The 18,025-nt window shown below is 73.1% G+C and carries 15 protein-coding genes; 6 read left to right on the forward strand and 9 right to left on the reverse strand.

Features of this window, described 5'->3' with window-relative positions:
• Positions 1-204 precede the first annotated feature (204 nt).
• From cobU to HGN31_RS04735, 4 genes are read left to right on the forward strand one after another with little or no spacing between them, the layout of a single operon-like run.
• The gene (gene cobU / locus HGN31_RS04720) at positions 205-744 is read left to right on the forward strand and encodes a bifunctional adenosylcobinamide kinase/adenosylcobinamide-phosphate guanylyltransferase (protein WP_168782483.1); all 540 of its coding nucleotides are present in this window, start codon (positions 205-207) and stop codon (positions 742-744) included.
• Positions 728-1,744, forward strand: a complete 1,017-nt coding sequence (cobT, locus tag HGN31_RS04725; RefSeq protein ID WP_168782484.1) for a nicotinate-nucleotide--dimethylbenzimidazole phosphoribosyltransferase — start codon at positions 728-730, stop codon at positions 1,742-1,744. The genes cobU and cobT overlap by 17 nt, the downstream gene beginning before the upstream one ends.
• On the forward strand, positions 1,741-2,490 hold the full coding sequence (locus HGN31_RS04730) for an adenosylcobinamide-GDP ribazoletransferase (protein WP_342355795.1): 750 nt from the start codon (positions 1,741-1,743) through the stop codon (positions 2,488-2,490). Before cobT ends, HGN31_RS04730 begins: the two co-directional genes overlap by 4 nt.
• A 58-nt stretch (positions 2,491-2,548) precedes the next feature.
• Entirely contained in the window at positions 2,549-4,042 is a 1,494-nt protein-coding gene (locus HGN31_RS04735) for an ArnT family glycosyltransferase (RefSeq protein ID WP_168782486.1), read from the forward strand.
• Here the strand turns inward: HGN31_RS04735 and HGN31_RS04740 are convergent.
• Together HGN31_RS04740 and HGN31_RS04745 are read right to left on the reverse strand one after the other, a co-directional pair.
• Positions 4,024-5,916, reverse strand: coding sequence for a heavy metal translocating P-type ATPase (locus HGN31_RS04740; protein WP_168783809.1), 1,893 nt, complete (start codon positions 5,914-5,916; stop codon positions 4,024-4,026). The two genes, HGN31_RS04735 and HGN31_RS04740, sit on opposite strands and share 19 nt — an antisense overlap.
• Before the next feature lie 213 nt (positions 5,917-6,129).
• The gene (locus HGN31_RS04745) at positions 6,130-7,020 is read right to left on the reverse strand and encodes a LysR substrate-binding domain-containing protein (RefSeq protein ID WP_168782487.1); all 891 of its coding nucleotides are present in this window, start codon (positions 7,018-7,020) and stop codon (positions 6,130-6,132) included.
• A gap of 130 nt (positions 7,021-7,150) precedes the next feature.
• Between HGN31_RS04745 and HGN31_RS04750 the strand changes: the two genes are divergently transcribed.
• Both HGN31_RS04750 and HGN31_RS04755 read left to right on the forward strand, forming a co-directional pair.
• Positions 7,151-8,362 (forward strand): acyl-CoA dehydrogenase, encoded by a 1,212-nt coding sequence (locus HGN31_RS04750; RefSeq protein ID WP_043132280.1) that lies wholly within the window; start codon positions 7,151-7,153, stop codon positions 8,360-8,362.
• 17 nt (positions 8,363-8,379) lie between these two features.
• A complete protein-coding gene (locus HGN31_RS04755; protein ID WP_168783810.1) occupies positions 8,380-9,546 on the forward strand; it encodes a CaiB/BaiF CoA transferase family protein in 1,167 nt (388 codons plus the stop codon).
• On the opposite strand, the gene HGN31_RS04760 is transcribed toward HGN31_RS04755, so the two are convergent.
• The 7 genes from HGN31_RS04760 to HGN31_RS04790 form a co-directional block, all read right to left on the reverse strand.
• Positions 9,513-10,892, reverse strand: a complete 1,380-nt coding sequence (locus HGN31_RS04760) for a hypothetical protein (protein WP_168782489.1) — start codon at positions 10,890-10,892, stop codon at positions 9,513-9,515. The genes HGN31_RS04755 and HGN31_RS04760 overlap by 34 nt on opposite strands.
• 128 nt (positions 10,893-11,020) lie before the next feature.
• On the reverse strand, positions 11,021-12,850 hold the full coding sequence (locus HGN31_RS04765) for a beta-1,6-N-acetylglucosaminyltransferase (protein WP_168782490.1): 1,830 nt from the start codon (positions 12,848-12,850) through the stop codon (positions 11,021-11,023).
• Positions 12,847-13,797: a glycosyltransferase family 2 protein gene (locus HGN31_RS04770; protein ID WP_168782491.1), complete on the reverse strand. Its 951-nt coding sequence runs from the start codon at positions 13,795-13,797 to the stop codon at positions 12,847-12,849. Before HGN31_RS04770 ends, HGN31_RS04765 begins: the two co-directional genes overlap by 4 nt.
• A gap of 238 nt (positions 13,798-14,035) precedes the next feature.
• Positions 14,036-15,091: a glycosyltransferase family 2 protein gene (locus HGN31_RS04775; protein WP_168782492.1), complete on the reverse strand. Its 1,056-nt coding sequence runs from the start codon at positions 15,089-15,091 to the stop codon at positions 14,036-14,038.
• Between the two features lies 1 nt (position 15,092).
• Positions 15,093-16,094, reverse strand: coding sequence for a UDP-glucose 4-epimerase GalE (galE, locus tag HGN31_RS04780; protein WP_036707580.1), 1,002 nt, complete (start codon positions 16,092-16,094; stop codon positions 15,093-15,095).
• A 3-nt stretch (positions 16,095-16,097) separates the two neighbouring features.
• Positions 16,098-16,988 (reverse strand): UTP--glucose-1-phosphate uridylyltransferase, encoded by an 891-nt coding sequence (locus HGN31_RS04785; RefSeq protein WP_036701039.1) that lies wholly within the window; start codon positions 16,986-16,988, stop codon positions 16,098-16,100.
• A gap of 232 nt (positions 16,989-17,220) precedes the next feature.
• Entirely contained in the window at positions 17,221-18,021 is an 801-nt protein-coding gene (locus tag HGN31_RS04790; RefSeq protein WP_168782493.1) for a 3-deoxy-manno-octulosonate cytidylyltransferase, read from the reverse strand.
• Positions 18,022-18,025: the final 4 nt, after the last annotated feature.

The following is an 18,025-nucleotide window of genomic DNA, read 5'->3' on the forward strand; positions in this document are numbered from 1 at the left end:
GGAACCGCCGGGATGGTGGGGGACGGCGCCGGCCCCCGCCGCGACCGCTCACCATTCGGACGCAGCGCAAGGAGCGGGCCGCGATTCAGCACAGCATACGCCGCGCTCTCACCCGGCAGCCTTAAGAGGCGCGCGCAGCCCTGTCGCCCTCGGCTCGCGCCCTGCCCCCTTCCCCCCGCGCGCCGAACGTGGTTTCCCCCCGTCATGGCACGAAACCTTCTCATCACCGGCGGCGCGCGCTCGGGAAAATCCTCGCTGGCCGAACGGCTTGCGCTGCGCCCCACGGGCCGGGCGATCCACATCGCCACCGCGCGCCTTGACCCCGACGACGCCGAGATGGCCGACCGCATCGCCGCCCACCGCGCCCGCCGCGGGCCGGAGTGGGAGAGCGTTCACGCCCCCCTCGACCTCGCCGCCGCGCTCGACGCCACCGACCAGGGCGCGGGCGGGCCGCCGCGGCTGGTCGATTGCCTGACGCTCTGGGTCTCGAACCTCATGCTCGACGGCCGCGACACGCGGGCCGAGGGCGCCGCCCTGTCCGCGGCGCTGGCCCGCGCGCAGGCGCCGGTGATCCTCGTCACCAACGAGGTCGGCGCCGGGATCGTGCCCGACAACGCGCTCGCCCGGGCCTTCCGCGACCACGCCGGCTGGCTCAACCAGACCATCGCCCATGCCTGCGACGAGCTGTGGCTCTGCGTCGCGGGCCACCCGCTGAGGATCAAGCCGAATGACCATGCTCTCTGACACCCCCTCGCTCGCCGCCCTCGAGGCGCTCGTCCCCACCCTGCCCCGCCCGGACGAGGCCGCCATCGCCGACGCCGCGGCCCGGCAGGCGGTGCTGACCAAGCCCCCCGGCTCGCTCGGCCGGCTCGAGGGGCTGGCGCTGTTCATGGCCGGCTGGCAGGGGCGCGCGCGGCCGCGGATCGGGCGGGCGCAGGCGCTGGTCTTTGCCGGCAACCACGGGGTCTGCGCGCAGGGGGTGAACCCGTTCCCGCAGGCCGTGACGGCGCAGATGGTGGCGAATTTCGAGGCCGGCGGCGCGGCGATCAATCAGCTCTGCCGGGTGGCGGGGGCGGATCTCGCGGTGGTGGCGCTCGACCTCGACCGGCCGACCGGCGACATCACCCAGGGGCCCGCGATGACCGAGGCCGAGACGCTCGACGCGATGCGCCGCGGGGCCGGGGCGGTGGCGCCCGATGCCGACGTGCTGATCCTGGGCGAGATGGGGATCGGCAACTCGACGGTCGCCGCGGCGCTGGCGGCGGCCGCGTTCGGCGGGACGGCCGAGGACTGGGTCGGCCGCGGCACGGGGGCCGAGGGCGACATCATGGCCCGCAAGATCGCCGCCGTGCAGGCGGCGGTCGCGCGGCACCGGGACGCGCGCGGCCTCGGGCTGATGGCCGCGCTCGGTGGGCGCGAGCTGGCGGCGATCTGCGGCGCGGTGGTGCAGGCGCGCCACCAGCGCCTGCCGGTGATCCTCGACGGCTTCATCTGCACCGCCGCGACCGCGCCGCTGTTCGCCGCCGATCCGCGCTGGCTCGACCACTGCCTGATCGGCCATGTCAGCCGCGAGCCGGGCCACGCCCGCCTCATCGCGGCGATGGGGCAGGCGCCGGTGCTGGCGCTCGACATGGCCCTGGGCGAGGGCTCGGGCGCGGCGCTGGCGCTGGGCGTGCTGCGCGCGGCGCTCGAATGTCACGACGGCATGGCCACCTTTGCCGAGGCCGGGGTCGCGGCGGGGTGAGCGTGCTCGGCGCCCGTCTGGCCGAGCTGCGGCTTGCGGCGATGCTGCTGACGCGGCTGCCGATGGGGCGGCTCGACCCCGCGCCGACGCTCGGCGCGGCCCGCTGGGCGTTTCCGCTGGTGGGCGCCTGCGTCGGGCTGATCGGCTGGGCGGGCTTCGCCGCGGCGCTGGCGCTGGGGGCGACCCCGGCGATGGCCGCGGGCGCGAGCCTCGGCGCAATGGCGCTGGCGACGGGGGGGCTGCATTTCGACGGGCTCGCCGACATGGCCGACGGCATCGGCGGTGGCCGCACCCGCGAGGATCGGCTGCGGATCATGCGCGACAGCCGCATCGGCAGCTACGGCGCGCTGACCCTGATCCTCACCGTGGCGCTGTGGCTTGCGGCGCTGGCCGCCGCAGGCCCCCTCGTCGGGCCATGGGGCTTCGCCGCTGCCGGCGCGCTGAGCCGGGCGGCCATCGTCGCGGTGCAGGAGGCGCTGCCCCCCGCCCGCCCCGACGGGCTCGGCCGCCTCGCCGCCGGGCGCAGCCGGGCGGCGCGCGCCGTGCTGGCGGCGCTGGCGCTGGCGGTGCCGGGGTTCGGCGGCCTCGCCGGGGCCGCGATGCTCGTCGCTGCGGCCGCCGCCGCGCTCTGGACCGGGGTGCTGGCGCAGCGGCGGCTGGGCGGGCAGACCGGAGACGTGCTGGGCGCCACCCAGGTGGTGGCCGAGACCGCCGCGTGGTTCGCCCTCGCCTGCGCGCTCGGCTGAAAGCTGGCTGTCAGCATCCGCTGCCAGCAGGGGCGCCAGTCCGTTGCGAGAACCCCCGATGCCCCTCAGCCGCCGCGCGGCGCTGGCCCTGCCGGTCGCCCTCTTTGCCCTGTCCGCCCTGACGCTGATCCTGCTGCGCCCGGCGACGCCGGTGGACGAGACCCGCTACCTCGCCGTCGCGTGGGAGATGGTGACCCGCGGCGAGCACCTCGTCCCGCATCTGAACGGCGCGGTCTATGGCCACAAGCCGCCGCTGCTGTTCTGGCTCATGGATGCGGTGTGGGCGGTGACCGGGGTCAGCGGGTTCGCCGCCCGGCTGGTCGGCCCGGCGGCCGCGGTGCTCAGCGTGGCGCTGACCGGGGTCATGGCGCGGCAGCTCTGGCCCGGCGAGCCGGGGCGGGCGCCGCGGGCGATGCTGATCCTCGCCACCCTGCCGCTGTTTCTGACCTTCGGCTCGGCCACAATGTTCGACGCGCTTCTGACCGCGACGGTGCTGACGGCGCTGATCGGGGTGCTGCGCGGCGACTGGCGGCTCGTGGGCCTGGGCCTCGGGCTCGGGGCGCTGGCGAAGGGGCCGGTGGTGCTGATCCACGTCCTGCCGGTGCTGCTGGCGCAGCCGTGGTGGCGCGGGACCGGCTGGCGCGCGACGGCCGGGATGGCGGCGCGCGGGCTGGTGCTCGGGGCCGGGATCGCGGCGCTGTGGCTGGTCCCGGCGCTGCTTACGGGCGGCGAGGCCTACGGGGTCGAGGTGCTGTGGCGGCAGAGCGCCGGGCGCGTCGTCTCGGCCTTCGACCACGGGCGGCCGGTGTGGTTCTACCTCGCGCTGCTGCCGCTGATGGTCTGGCCCTTCGGCTGGCTGCCGGGGCGGCCGCAGCCGGGGCGCGCGGCGGGGCGGATGCTCGGGCTGTGGATGGCGGCGGCGCTGGCGGCCTTCTCGCTCATCAGCGGCAAGCAGCTGCACTACCTGCTGCCCGAGATGCCGGCGCTGGCGCTGCTGGCGGCGACGGTGCCGGGGCGGGCGCTCTCGCCGTGGCGGAGGGCGCTGCTGGCCCTGCCGCTCATCGGAGTCGTGGCGCTGCCGATCGTGGCGGCGGCGGGGCGGCTGGGGGCGCTGCCGCCGCTGCCGCCCGCGGCGCTAGTTCTGGCCGGGGTCAGCCTCATGGCCGGGGTGCTGGGGCTCTGGCGCCTGCCGCCCGCGACGGGCGTTCCGGCGCTGGCGCTCGGCGCGGTGCTGGGGCTGCATTTCGCCGCCGCCCCGGTGCTGTTCGCGCGCTACGACACGGCCCCCATCGCGGCGCGTCTGGCGGGGCGCGAGGGCGACGGCCTCGCCCTCATGGCCGCCGACTATGCCGGAGAGTTCAACTTCGCCGCCCGCCTCACCGCGCCGGTGACCCTGCTGCCCGACGCGGCGGCGGCGGCAGCATGGGGGGGGGCGCACCCGGAGGGCACGCTGATCGTGCCGGGCGCCAAGTCGCCGGGCGCGGGCTGGGCGCTGCGCGAGACGCTGCCGCTGCGCAGCCGCGACTATCGCCTCTACCGCCGCGCCGGCTGAGCCGCGGCCGGCGCTCCCCCCGGGCGGGGTGCGCCGGACACCCCGGCCGCCCTGCCCGGCCGCCGGATCGGGTCGGCCAGCAGCCGCATCCCGTTCAGCACCACGAGCAGCGTGCCGCCCTCGTGCCCGATCACGGCAAGCGGCAGCGGCAGGGCGAGGAACGCGCCCGCGAGCACCAGCACCACCATCGCGCCGAGCGCGAAGGTCAGGTTCTGGCGGATGATCCGGTCGGTGCGCCGGGCGAGCGCCCGGGCCGCGACCAGCCGGGTCATGTCCTCGGCCAAAAGCGCCACGTCGGCGGTGGCGAGCGCGATGTCGGACCCCGCCGCCCCCATGGCGATGCCCACGTCGGCCCGCGCCAGCGCCGCCGCGTCGTTCACCCCGTCGCCGACGAACGCCACCGGGCCCCGGGCGGCCAGCGCCGCCACCAGCTCGACCTTGTCCTCGGGCAGAAGGTCGGCGTGGATTTCGTCGTCGCGGAACCCGAGCGCCCGGCCGACCCGCAGCGCCACCGCGCGGCGGTCGCCCGTCATCAGCGCCAGCCCCGCCCCCTGCGCGCGCAGCTGAGCGAGCGCCGGGGCCGAGGTCTCCCGCGGCCGGTCGGCCACCGTCGCGGCCCCGAGCAGCCGGTCGCCGCGGCCCAGATAGACCGTCGTCGCATCGCCCGCAGCAAAGGCCTCGGCCGCCGGCGGCAGCACCGCGCCGTGCCGCGCCACCATCCGCAGGTTGCCGGCCCAGAGCGGGCCCTCGGCGTCCTGCCCCTCGATCCCTTCGCTGGCGCTGTTCTTCAGGTCGTTGACCGCCGGCGGGGTCAGGCCGCGGGCGGCGGCGGCGCGGCGGATCGCGGCGGCGATTGGGTGCTCGGACTGCGCCTCGATCCCGGCAAGGCGGGACAGCAGCCCGTCCTCGTCCCCGTCCGCGGCCCAGAGGCCGGTCAGTTCGGCCCGACCCGTGGTCAGCGTGCCGGTCTTGTCGAAGGCGAAGCTGTCCACCTTGGCCAGCGCCTCGAGCGGCGCCCCGCCCTTGAACAGCACCCCGCCATGCGCCGCCGCCGACAGCGCCGACAGGATCGCCGCGGGGACCGAGATCACCACCGCGCAGGGGCTCGCCGCGACCAGCAGCGTCGCCGCGCGATAGAGCGCGCTGTCCCAGCCGTGGCCGAGCGCCCGGAACGCCAGCAGCGCCACCACCGCGCCCAGCAGCACGGCGATGGTGTAACGCTGCCCGAACCAGGCCGAGAAGCGCTCGGCCGGGGCCTTGGCCGCCTGCGCCTCGGTCACCATCTGGATCATCCGCGCGACCGTGCTTTCCGAGAGCGGCCGCAGCACCTCGACCGTCAGCACCCCGTCGAGGTTCACCGTCGCCTCGTGCATCCGCGCGCCGGGTTCCTTGGCGACCGGCATCGATTCGCCGGTGATGGTGGATTCGTCGACGCTCGCCGTGCCCTCGCGCAGCACGCCGTCGACCGGCACCCGCGCGCCGGGGCGCAGCACCACCCGGTCGCCCGCGACCAGCGTGCCGACCGCGACCTCGGTGACCTCGCCGCCGGGGCCGAGCCGCAGCGCGGTGTCGGGGCGCAGCGCCATCAGCGCCTCGACCGCGCGGCGGGCCTTGCCCATCGCGCGGGTCTCGAGCGTGCCCGAGATGCTGAAGAGCGTGAGCAGCACCCCGCCTTCCAGCGCCCCGCCCACCGCCGCCGCGGCCAGCGCCGCGATGACCATGAGCAGGTCGATGTCGATCTCGCGCTCGCGGACCAGCCGGGTCAGCGACTCGACCGCGGGCGGGATGCCGCCGGCGAGATAGACCAGCACGATCCCTGTCCACGCCAGCGCCGGCTGCGGCACCACCCAGGTGGCCAGCGCCGCGAGCGCCATGCCCGCGACGGTGATCGCGCTCAGGATGGTATCGCGGCGCTCGTCGGCCAGCGCGTCCTCGGGGGCGTCCTCGGGGGCGGGATCGGGCGCCGCATTGGCGGCGTCGAGGCGGGTCGGGCGTGGGGGGGCGAGGTCGGTCACGGCATGGCGCTCCGGTTTCGGATGGCTGCGGGCAGTCTCTGCGCCTTCGCGGCCGCCCGCAAGGCCGGGGCCTCAGCCCGGCGCGCCGGTCTCGAGCCAGGCGGCCAGCCGCGCGAGCGCCGGGCCGGGCTCGCGGTCGGGGCGGATCAACGCATAGGGCGAGGGGCCGGGCAGCGCCGTCTGCGACAAAAGGGCAAGGCTGCCGTCGGCCAGCGCCTCGGCCACGAAGATGTCGGGCAGGATCGCCGCCCCCATCCCGGCCCGCGCGGCGGCGAGGATCATGCCGAACTGGGCAAAGCGCGGCCCGCGCGGGTGAGCGGGTTCCGGCCCCGCGCCCGCGGCCGCGAACCAGTCGGCCCAGAGCCGCGGCCGGGTGGATTGCTGGATCAGAGGCAGGCGCGCCACGGCCGCGGGGTCGAGAAGCCCCGCCCCGGCCAGCGCGGGCGCCGCCACGACCACCAGCCGCTCGGCGGCCAAGGGCGTCACCACCGTCCCCGGCCGGGCGAGGTCGGCACGCTGGATCGCCGCGTCGAAGGGGCCGGCGTCGAAATCCACCGGCCCGAGCTCGGCCGTCAGGTCCAGCGAGACCTCGGGCGCGATGCGGGCGAAATCGGCCAGCCGCGGGATCAGCCATGCGGCGGTGAAGGTCGGCAGCACCGCGAGCCGCAGCACCGCGCCCGAGCCGCCGAAGGCCATGACCATCCGCGCCGAGGCGTCGATCTGGCCCAGGATCGCCTCAGCATCGCGGACCAGCGCGCGGCCCGCGTCCGACAGCACCAGCCGCTGCCGGCGCCGCGCGAAGAGCGCCACCCCCAGCCGGTCCTCGAGCCCGCGGATCGAGCGGCTGACCGCGCTCGGCGTCAGCCCCAGCGTCTCGGCCGCCGCCGCCGCCGTCCCCAGCCGGGCGCAGGCGACGAGCGCCGACAGCTCGGCGACGGTGGGGGTGTGGCGGGCACGGTTCATGCGGAAAACTCAACAACCGGCGATCAGATGGCGCTGTTTTGCGGGGGGACGGTGGGCTATGACAAGCCCAATGTCGCAACCGGGCGGCGCACGCGCGCCCCGGTTCCCCTCACCCGATCAGGAGAGTCGCATGGCCACGCTGAAACCCAAGGACGCCCCGGACCTCACCGCCTTTGACTGGCAGGACCCCTTCCGCCTCGACGGGCAGCTGTCCGAGGACGAGCGGATGATGCGCGATTCGGCCCGCGCCTATGCGCAGGAAAAGCTCGCCCCCCGCGTCATCGCCGCCTACCGCGAGGAAAAGACCGACCCCGCGATCTTCGCCGAGATGGGTGAGATGGGCCTTCTGGGCGTGACCATCCCCGAGGAATACGGCGGGCTCGGCGCCTCCTACGTCAGCTACGGGCTGGTCGCGCGCGAGGTCGAGCGGGTGGATTCGGGCTATCGCTCGATGATGTCGGTGCAGTCCTCGCTGGTGATGTATCCGATCTACGCCTACGGCTCGGAAGAGCAGCGGCAGAAATACCTGCCCAAGCTCGCCTCGGGCGAGTGGATCGGCTGCTTCGGCCTGACCGAGCCGGACGCGGGCTCGGACCCCGGCGGCATGAAGACCACGGCCAAGAAGACCGCGAGCGGCTATGTGCTGAACGGGTCGAAGATGTGGATCTCGAACTCGCCCATCGCGGATGTGTTCGTGGTCTGGGCCAAGTCCGAGGCGCATGGCGGCAAGATCCGCGGCTTCGTCCTCGAGAAGGGTATGAAGGGCCTGTCGGCGCCGAAGATCGAGGGCAAGCTGAGCTTGCGCGCCTCGATCACCGGCGAGATCGTGATGTCGGATGTCGAGGTGGGCGAGGATGCGCTGCTGCCCAACGTCGAGGGGCTGAAGGGGCCGTTCGGCTGCCTCAACCGCGCCCGCTACGGGATTTCGTGGGGGGTGCTCGGCGCGGCCGAGTTCTGCTTCCACGCCGCGCGGCAGTACGGGCTTGACCGGCAGCAGTTCCGCCGGCCGCTGGCGAACACCCAGCTTTACCAGCTCAAGCTCGCCAACATGATGACCGAGATCACGCTGGGGCTGCAGGCCTCGCTGCAGGTCGGGCGGCTGATGGACGCGGCGCAGGCGGCGCCGGAAATGATTTCCATCGTCAAGCGCAACAACTGCGGCAAGGCGCTGGACATCGCGCGGGTCGCCCGGGACATGCACGGCGGCAACGGCATCGCCGAAGAGTTCCAGGTGATGCGCCACGCGGCGAACCTCGAGACGGTGAACACCTATGAGGGCACGCATGACGTCCACGCGTTGATCCTCGGCCGCGCCATCACCGGCCTGCAGGCCTTCGCGTGAGCGACGGGCCAGCCGCGGTGGCGAGGGACGGCCCGCTGAAAGGGCTGCGCGTCGTCGAGCTGGCGCGCATCCTCGCCGGCCCGTGGATCGGCCAGACGCTGGCCGATCTGGGCGCCGAGGTCATCAAGATCGAGGCGCCCGAGGGCGACGACACCCGCCGCTGGGGCCCGCCCTTCCTTGACCGGCCGCGCCCGGACGGGGGAACCGAGCGGGTGGCGGCCTATTTCCACGCCGCCAACCGCGGAAAGACCTCGATCACCTGCGACTTCGGCAACCCCGACGACCTCGCCCGGCTGAAAGAGCTGATCGCCACCGCCGACGTGGTGGTCGAGAACTTCAAGGTAGGCGGGCTCAAGCGCTTCGGCCTCGACTACGAGAGCCTGGCGGCGGCGAACCCGCGGCTGGTCTATGCCTCGGTCACCGGCTTCGGCCAGGACGGGCCGCGGGCGAGCCAGCCGGGCTATGACTTCCTGATCCAGGGGATGTGCGGGATCATGGACCTGACCGGCGAGCCGGGGGGCGAGCCGCAGAAGGTGGGGGTGGCCTGGATCGACATCTTCACCGGGCTTTACGGCGTGATCGGCATCCAGGCGGCGCTGGCCGAGCGGGCGCGTTCCGGCCGCGGGCAGCGGGTGGACCTGTCGCTGCTGGACGTGGGCGTGGCGGTGCTGGCCAACCAGGCGATGAACTACCTGCACAGCGGGACGGCGCCCTCGCGGCTCGGGAACGCGCATCCGAACATCGTGCCCTATCAGGTGTTTCCGGCGGCCGACGGGCACGTCATCATCGCCTGCGGCAACGACCGGCAGTTCGCCGGGCTGTGCCGGGCGTTGGGGCTTGGGGCGCTCGACACCGATCCGGCCTATGCGACGAACCCCGCCCGCGTGGCGCACCGCGCCGCGCTGACGCCGATCATCGCGGCGGCGACCGGCGCGCGGACCCGGGCCGAGGTCATCGCCGCGCTCGAAGGCGCCGGCGTGCCGGTCGGCCCGATCAACACCGTCGCCGACGCGCTGGCCGAGCCGCAGGTGGTGGCGCGCGGGATGCAGATTGCGCCCGAGGGGATCGCCGGGCTGCGCTCGCCGCTGGTCTTCTCGCGCAGCGCGCTGGCGCTGGACCGCGCCGCGCCGCTGCTGGGCGAGCGGATCGATCAGGGCCTGTCGTCGAACCCGAAGGCCACGTAGTCGCGCAGATAGGCGGCCCGCGCCGCCTTGCGCAGCGCCGGATCATCCAGCACCGCCGGCACCGGCTCGGGCGCCGGGCCGTCGCGGTCGATCCCGGCGCTGCGGGCGAGAAAGCCCAGCTCATCCTGCATCCGCGCCTCGCGCGCCACCAGATCGGGGGCGCCGAAGCGGGCGAACCCGGCCAGCACCTCGGACTGGCTGGCCCAGCCGGGATGGGTCGGGATGCCGGTCTGGCCGTTCAGGTTGCGGCGCAGGAAATCGAGGAAGGCCGCGAAGAGCGGCACCAGCGCGGCCTCGTCCAGCGCGCCCAGCGCGTCGTCGGGCGGCAGCGGCACCCGGTGCACGTCGCGCAACACCGCCCGCAGCTCGGGCTTGCGGCCCGAGAGCATGGCGTGAAACGCCGCCCATGCGCGCGGCAGCGGGTGGCGCAGCACCGTCACACTGCGGTGGCCGGGGTGGGCGCGCTTCCACTGGCGCAGCGCGTTCTGCGTCAGCTCGCCCGCGACCGGGCCGAGAGCGCCGAGCCATGCCTCCACCTGCGCCGACGGCCCGCCGCGCACCGGCATGAACAGCAGCCCCTGCCCCGCCTCGAGCGTCTGGAAAGAGGGCACCGCCGGTCCCCGCGTCGGCTCGAACCCCGGGATGCGGAAGAGCTGGAACGGGTCGGCGGCGGCGATCTCGGCCTGCAGGTCGGCGAAGTTCTCGACCTTGTCGGCCATCTCGCGCGGGTTCTGCGGCACCTGGTCCTGGGCCGGCTCGACATGGGCGAGGTCGGTCCGCCCCAGCCAGTGCGCGAGCCCGGTCATCACGCCCGCGTCGCGCAGGTCGTCGTAGCTGAGCCAGAACGCCGTCTGCCCGCGCCGCTGCAACCCGTGCTGGATGCGCTCAAGGAAGCCCTGCGTCGCGGCCAGATGCTCGCGGAACGCCGCCGCGTCAAAGGCGATGCGGGCCGGGATCGGCACCTCGGTCTCGTTCAGCTTCCACTGGTCGGTCGCATAGGCGAGCTGGGTCGACACGAAGCTGTCCACCGGGTTGCGGGTCAGGACGATCTTGGCGCAGGCCGGGTCGTCCATCACCGGCTCGAACACCCGCGGGTCGTGGTCGTGGAAATAGCGGAAGCCCTTGACCTTGCGCGCCCGCGCCATGTGCTGCCAGAGCGCCAGCGGATCGGCCTCACGATCAGCGAGCGTCATGTCGTAGAGCGTCGCCTGGTCCGGCCAGCCCATGAAGTAGGGATTATAGGCCTCGCCGAAGCAGGCGAGGTCGTGGGCGTTCAGCGTCGCCTCGAGCAGGTTCGACCCGGTCCGCATCCCGGCGAAGATGACGAAGCTGGTGAACTGGGGCATGGGGCGGTCCTGGCGGTCTGCTGCCGCGGCGGGTGCGGGGCGGGCGCACGGTCGGACGCCGCGCGCGCAAGGTCAACCGGGCGGGTGCGTGAAATCCGCACGGCAACGCGCGGGACGGGGCGGAGGGTTCAGCTCGCCAACCCCCGCCACCGCTCGCGCGCGGCGCGCGGGTCGGGCGCGGGGGGCGCGGTCTCGCCCAGTCCGCGCAGCAGCCGGGCATTGCCCATGCCGCGCGGCTTCAGCCCGGCATTGCGCAGCCGCGTCAACAGGTCGGCCGCCCCGGTCAGGTCCTGCACGCCCGGCGGCGGCGGCAGGCGGTCGCCCCACTCGGGCCTCAGGGTCTGGATCAGCTCGGCCAGCGGCTCGTCGGGGGCCGAGATCATGTCGGTCAGCACCCAGCGCCGCACCTGCGCCTTGACCCAGACCGAATCGAGGATCTTCAGATACTCCGCCTCGGCCCGCTGCAACCGCGCCGCGATGCGGCGGATGTCGTCGAACGGCATCCCCGACTGCAGCAGCGGCACCAGCCAGGCCCCGGTCAGCACGAACATCCGCGCGTTCGGATCGGTCGCCATGAACCAGTTGAGCCCCTGGTGGTCGCGCGGCGCGTAAAGGAACGTCGGCATCGGCCCCGACGAGCGGATGAGCGAGGTCAGGAACCCCTGCGGGTCGATGTTGCGCAGCCGCGGATTGGCCGACAGCGCGCCGGGCCCGACCGCCTCGCCCGAGGCGAACTCGATCTCGTCGTTCGACAGCAGGTGCCCGTGGACCTCGCGGCGCGAGGCCGCCGCGAGCCAGCCGCGCAGGCCGACGAAGACGTCGCCCAATCCATAGACCACCGCATAGGGCTGCGAGGTCTTGCCGTTCTCGGCGTCCTTGCGGGGAAAGCGGCTCTGCATGTAGAGCCCCGGCCGCCCCGTCCGGCGGCGCTGCGCGGCCCGGTCGAGCAGCGCCTCGATCCGCTCGGTGTCGGGCTCGTCGTGCTGGGCCTCGCCCTCGGCGGCCATCGGAAAGGCCGCGTAGAGCCCGTGCGCGCCGGGCCAGATCTTGCGGGCGACGAAGATGCGCGAGTTCTCGAGCAGCGCCTGATGGTCGTCGTAGAAGACGTAGGGCTTGCCGTTGCTGTCGAACTTGGCCAGCGTCAGCGACCGGCTTTCGATGGTCACCGAATGGCGGCGGGCGAGGGTCTGGAAATAGCTCTCGTCCGGGATCCAGACGTGGCGGAAATAGCGGTCGAACTCGGCCCGGCGCGGGTCCGACAGGATCGCCCGCAGGGTCCGCGCCGTCAGGCACCACCATTGCGAGCCGATGTGCGGCGCGACGCCCTGCGGCAGGCTGCGGCGCAGCCCCAGCCGGCGCTGCCACGCCACCATCCGGTCGAAGAGCTTGCGGTTCTGCCGGAAGGCGAGCGGGAAATGCAGGGTGAAGCGTTCCTCGCTCAGCCCGCCCACGGTCCAGTCCACGTCCCGGACGTTGACGCTTTCGATGTGGTCGGCGTCGGGATCGCGGGCGAGGAACAGCCGCAGCTCATGCACCGGCCTGAGCGGCAGGCAGGCCCCCGAGACGAGGAGGACGTGGGTCAGGTCGGGGTGCGCCGCCAGCAGCGCCGCCACCGCATCCTGGGTCGCGGCGACGAGGCTGAAGGTACCCCAGCTGCACCCCCGGCGCGGGGCGAAGGTGATGGGCAGGTCGGCGAGTTCGGCCTGCATCCCGGCCAGCTCGGCCTCGGGCGCCTTGGCGTCGACGTGCATCGCCACGCAGGCCCCGCCCTCGGCCCAGATCCGCGCCATCCGCGCGGCGAGCGGCAGCCGGTCGTGGCACAGCATGACGACGCCCAGCCGCACGGCGGCGTTGGCAGGCGCGCCCACCCAGCCGTCGCGGACGGGCAGCGCCGACACCGTCGCCCCGCGCGACGGTCGTGGGATGAGCGCGGACCCGGCGCGGACCGGCCCGCTCATGCCCAGTTCCCGCGCGAGATCAGCCCCAGATCCTCGAGCTGCCGCCAGTCGCGGTAGCGGCGCGAGTGCGGCGACCAGAAATCGACCGCCGCCTGCAACCCCTGGTGATAGGCGCGGTATTCCTGGCTGTCGGCGTAATGCTGGCGGCGGTCCAGCTCTTCGGCGGACTTCACCGCGAAGGTGGACAGGAACTTGGCGTGCAGCAGCGCGCCCGAGGCCATCTCGCCCCCGTCCTCGTCATAGACCACATTCAGCGAGCGCGGCAGCAGCATGTGGGTCGAGCTGACATAGGCGAACCGCCGCTCCCACCGCACGAGGGGGATCTTGTTCAGCGCAGGCGCCGCGGCCGGGCGGTCAGCGAAGAACACCCGCGCCCGCGGCCCGCCCTGGATCCACAGGTTGCGGAAGCGACGGTTCTTGCGGATCGCGTAGTTGGCGGGATCGAACCAGGCGGCGATCTCGAACGGGTCCTGGCCTTCGGCGTAGGGCTGATCGGCGACCGAGCCCTTGGGATACATGTCCAGCAGCATCGCCGAAAAGGCGCGGTGCCCCGACGATTCGAGCCAGTCGGTCAGCGCCCCGAGCGGGCGGGTGTTGGCGTGGGGATAGACGAGGAACTCGTCGGGATCGACGGTCAGGCACCAGTGACCGGACCCGTAGCGGCGCAGCAGGCCGTTCATCCAGTCGACGCCGAATCGCGCGCCCTTGTAGCTTTCAGAGGTGGTCCACAGCGACACGTCGGGCTGCGCGGCCAGATAGTCGCGCCCGCCGTCGGTGCTCGCGTTGTCCACCACGAGGAAATGCCCGACGCCCATGCGCCGGTAGTAGTCGAGGAAATACGGCAGCCGCGGCTGTTCGTTCCGCAGGGTGACGAAGCAGAGGATGCTGCGCGGGCCGATCAGCCGCGTGCGATCGGTTACGGAAGAGAGCCGGCGGGCCCGGCGCATCCCCCGCGCAACATAGTACTGCCGCGCGACACGAAGTCTGAAAAGGCCAACCAGACGATCGAGAACACCAGACAAAACAATATCCCGACTTCAAAACGTAACCAAGGAAACCCCGGTTGGCCTTAGCCTGAGCTATACGCCAACTCGGCAGTATAAACACCTGTCGATAACGTCAGGTAAATTGCAAAAGTCGTTGATATTGCCCGCTTGGGTTGCGGCACGCGCCCCCGCGGGCCGGCTACCCGCCCCCCCATCCCCCGGTCGCCATCAGCCCTGCGGCAACGAGGCTCTGCCAGCCCGCCAGCCGGGCCGCGCCGGGGTGCCACAGGTCGGGGTTGGCGCCCAGGGCGGCGTAGTAGTCGTCGAAGGCGTCGGGGTCGTGGAAATGCTGGCGGCGGGTCCGCTCGATGGCGGATTTCGCGACGATCTCGGGCAGGAACTTGGTGTGCAGCAGCGCGCCCGACAGGCGCGGATCGCCCGGCCCGTTCCAGAAGGCATTGAGCCGCGCCGGCAGCATCGAGTGGGTCGAGTTGACATAGGCGTAGCCGCGCCGCCAGCGCACCAGCGGCAGCTTGTTCAGCGTCGGCGCCCGGTGCGGGCGGTCGGCGAAGAACACCCGGTCGCGCACCCCGCCCTGCACCCAGAGATTGCCGAGCGGCGCCTGCACCCGGCAGCGATAGGGGCCGGCGTCGAACCACTTGAGCCGCGCCAGCGCCGCCTCGGACCCCAGCCCGCCGGGGTCGAGCCGCCCCTGCGGGAACAGCTCGACCATCAACGCCCCCAGCGCCGGCACCCGGCGCCGGTCCAGCTCGGCGGTCAGGTCGTCGAGCGTCGCCCGGTCGTCGTGGGGAAAGCCGAACAGCTCGTCGGCGTCGAGCGTCAGGCACCAGCGTCCCGCGCCGTGCCGCGAGAGCAGCCAGTTCGTCCAGTCGCGCCCGAACCGGGACCCGCGATAGCTGGCCGCGGTCGTCCACAGCGTCACGTCCGGCTGCGCCCCCAGCCAGGCCGCCCCGCCATCGTCGCTGGCGTTGTCCACGATCAGGAAATGCCGCACCCCGAGCCGGCGGTGGTGGTCGAGCCAGTGCGGCAGCCGCCCCATCTCGTTGCGCACCACGGCGACGGCCAGCACCCTGCCGCGCGGCGGCGGGACGGGGCCTGCAACATGGGTCAGGTCGCGGCGGCTGCGGAATGCCGCCCACAGGATGCGTCGGCGCCGCAGGTCGAGCCGCAGCGCCGCGCCGGGGCGGCGTCTGCCGGGATCAGCGGTGGGCGGAGCGGACGGCGCGGCCCCCATCTCAGGCCGCGTAGTGCCCCGTCTGGTGCCAGCGCCACGCGTCGGCGATCATCAGCGGCAGGGTCGAGCGTTCCGGCCGCCAGCCGAGCACCCGCCCTGCCTTTTCGCTGCCCGAGACGAGCTTGACCGCATCGCCCGCGCGCCGCGGACCATCCACCATCGGCACCTCGCGGTTGGTCACGCAGCGCGACTGGTCGACCACCTCGCGCACCGAAAACCCGTTGCCGGTGCCGAGGCAGAAGACCTCGGTCCCGCCCTGCGGGAAGGCATCGGAGCGGCGCAGCCAGTCGAGCCCCAGCACATGCGCCGCCACCAGATCGACCACGTGCACGTAGTCGCGGATGCAGGTGCCGTCCGGGGTCGGATAGTCGGTGCCGTGGATGGTCAGCGCCGGACGCTTGCCGTCGATGGCGTCGAGGATCAGCGGCACGAGATGGGTCTCGGGCTGGTGGAACTCGCCCACCTCGGCGTCGGGATCGGCGCCCGCCACGTTGAAGTAGCGGAAGATCACCGAGCGCAGCCCGTCCGAGGCGCCGAAGTCGGCGAGCATGTCCTCGATCGCCCGCTTGCTCGCGCCATAGGCGTTGAGCGGGTACTGCGGCGTGTCCTCGTCCAGAACCACCCCGTCGTGGTCGCCGTAGGTGGCGCAGGTCGAGCTGAAGACGAAGTCCCGCACGCCCGCGGCGACGGTCGCCTCGATCAGGGTCAACGAGGCGGCGACGTTGCCGCGCCAGTATTTGCCCGGCTCGCGCATCGCCTCGCCGACCTGGCTCAGCGCGGCGAAGTGCATCACCGCCACCGGCGAATGCTCACGGAACGCCGCATCGAGCCGCTCGCGGTCGGCGAGGTCGCCCTCGACGCAGGGGCCGAACTTCACCGCCTCGCGCCAGCCGGTGCAGAAGTTGTCGTAGGTGACGGGGATGAACCCCGCCGCCGCGAGCGCCTTGCAGGCGTGCGAGCCGATGTAGCCGGCGCCGCCGGTCACGAGAACCCGGTCGGCCATGCCTTACTCGGCAGCCTTGCGCATCGCCATGACGTCGGCGAGGTAGTCGGCGAACTCGTCGCGCAGCTCTTCGCGGGCGAGGCCAAAGGCCACCGTCGCCTGCAGGAACCCGGCCTTCGAGCCGCAGTCGTAGCGCTGGCCGCGGAAGCGCAGGCCGAACACGGGGCGGCCTTCCTCGATCTCGTCGGCGATGGCGTCGGTCAGCTGGATCTCTCCACCCGCGCCCTGCTTGAGCTTGTTGAGGTTGTCCATGACCGTCGGCGCCAGGATGTAGCGCCCGATCACCGCGAGGTTCGAGGGCGGGTTATCCTTGGGCTTTTCGACCATGCCCCGGGCCCGGACGATGGCGCCCATGTCTTCGGCCACGTCGAGCACGCCGTAGGACTTGGTCTTCTCGCGCGGGACTTCCATCGTTGCGACCATGCTGCCGCCGGTTTCGCGGTGCGCCTCGATCATCTGCTGCAGGCAGGGCGGGTCGCCGGCGATCACGTCGTCGGTCAGCAGCACCGCGAAGGGCTCGTCCCCGATCAGGCGGCGGGCGCACCACACCGCGTGGCCCAGGCCCATCGCCTTGTGCTGGCGGATATAGGCGATGGCGCCCGATTCCATGTTGGTCTGCCGCAGCAGTTCCAGCAGGTCGTCCTTGCCCGCCTTGCGCAGGGTGTTTTCCAGCTCATGCGCGTGGTCGAAGTAATCCTCGAGCGCGCCCTTGCCGCGCGAGGTGACGAAGATGAATTCCTTGATGCCGGCCGCGCGCGCCTCGTCGATCGCATACTGGATCAACGGACGGTCCACGAGCGTCATGATTTCCTTGGGAATGGACTTGGTGGCGGGCAGGAAGCGGGTTCCGAGACCGGCCACGGGAAAGATTGCCTTGGTAACCTTGCGCTGCATCAACGAACCTCCGCATGCGAGCCGTGCCGGTGAACACATTATCGGCCTCTCCGTTCCCACCGGCAAGGCGGACGCAGCGGAGGTCATCAAATTAATGCCGCAAAGCAGCATTAAATCGGTCAGCGGGCAGGCAAACCGCTGACCAGCCCCATAAAACGATCTGGCTGAGACGGGGCGGGCAGGGCCTGCCGCGACCTTTTGTCCGGTCCTGAGGCCGACCAACCGGTGGCGGTCAGGCCACTCCCATCTCGGCCAGCATCGATTCGATGCGGGAGACGTCCGAAGGATTGTTCAGCTCCCAGAAGGCGCGGCCGCGGGCCTCGACCTCGACGCAGAGCACCCGCCGCCCCTGCTCGAGGAAGCGCAGCTGCTCGAGCCCCTCGAGCCGTTCCAGCACCCCCTCGGGCCAGCCGGGATAGGCGGCGAGCGCGTCCGGGCGATAGGCGTAGACGCCGACGTGGTGATAGACCGGGCTCGCGGCGTCGGGCGCCAGCTCGTGTCCCACGTAGGGGATGACTTCCTTCGAGAAATAGAGCGCCGAGCGGTCGGCGCCAAAGACCGCCGTGGTGCCGCCCACCCGCCCCGCGGCGCGGTCGGCGAGCAGGTCGGCGCGCATCGCGCCGGTGGCGTTCAGCACCGGCGTGGCAACCTCGGCCCCCGGGGCGGCGCGCAGGCCGGCGACCAGCTCCTCGACGAACCAGGCGGGGGTCAGCGGCGCGTCGCCCTGCAGGTTCACGACGATCTCGGGCCGCGTGGAGAGCTGGCCCAGCACCTCGGCACATCGCTCCGTGCCGTTGCGGCAGTCGGGGCTGGTCATGGCGACCTCGGCGCCGAAGCCCGCCGCATGATCGGCGATGCGGGCGTCGTCGGTGGCGACGATCACGCGCTCGACCCCGGCGACCTCGCGGGCGGCGTCCCAGCTGCGGCGGATCAGGCTGCGGGCCTCGCCCCCCGCGCCGCGTAGCTCGACCAGCGGCTTGCCGGGGTAGCGGGTCGAGGCGAACCGCGCCGGGATGACGATGACGACCGACATCGCC

It is taken from the genome of Paracoccus sanguinis, assembly GCF_012689545.1.
Taxonomy (GTDB): domain Bacteria; phylum Pseudomonadota; class Alphaproteobacteria; order Rhodobacterales; family Rhodobacteraceae; genus Paracoccus; species Paracoccus panacisoli.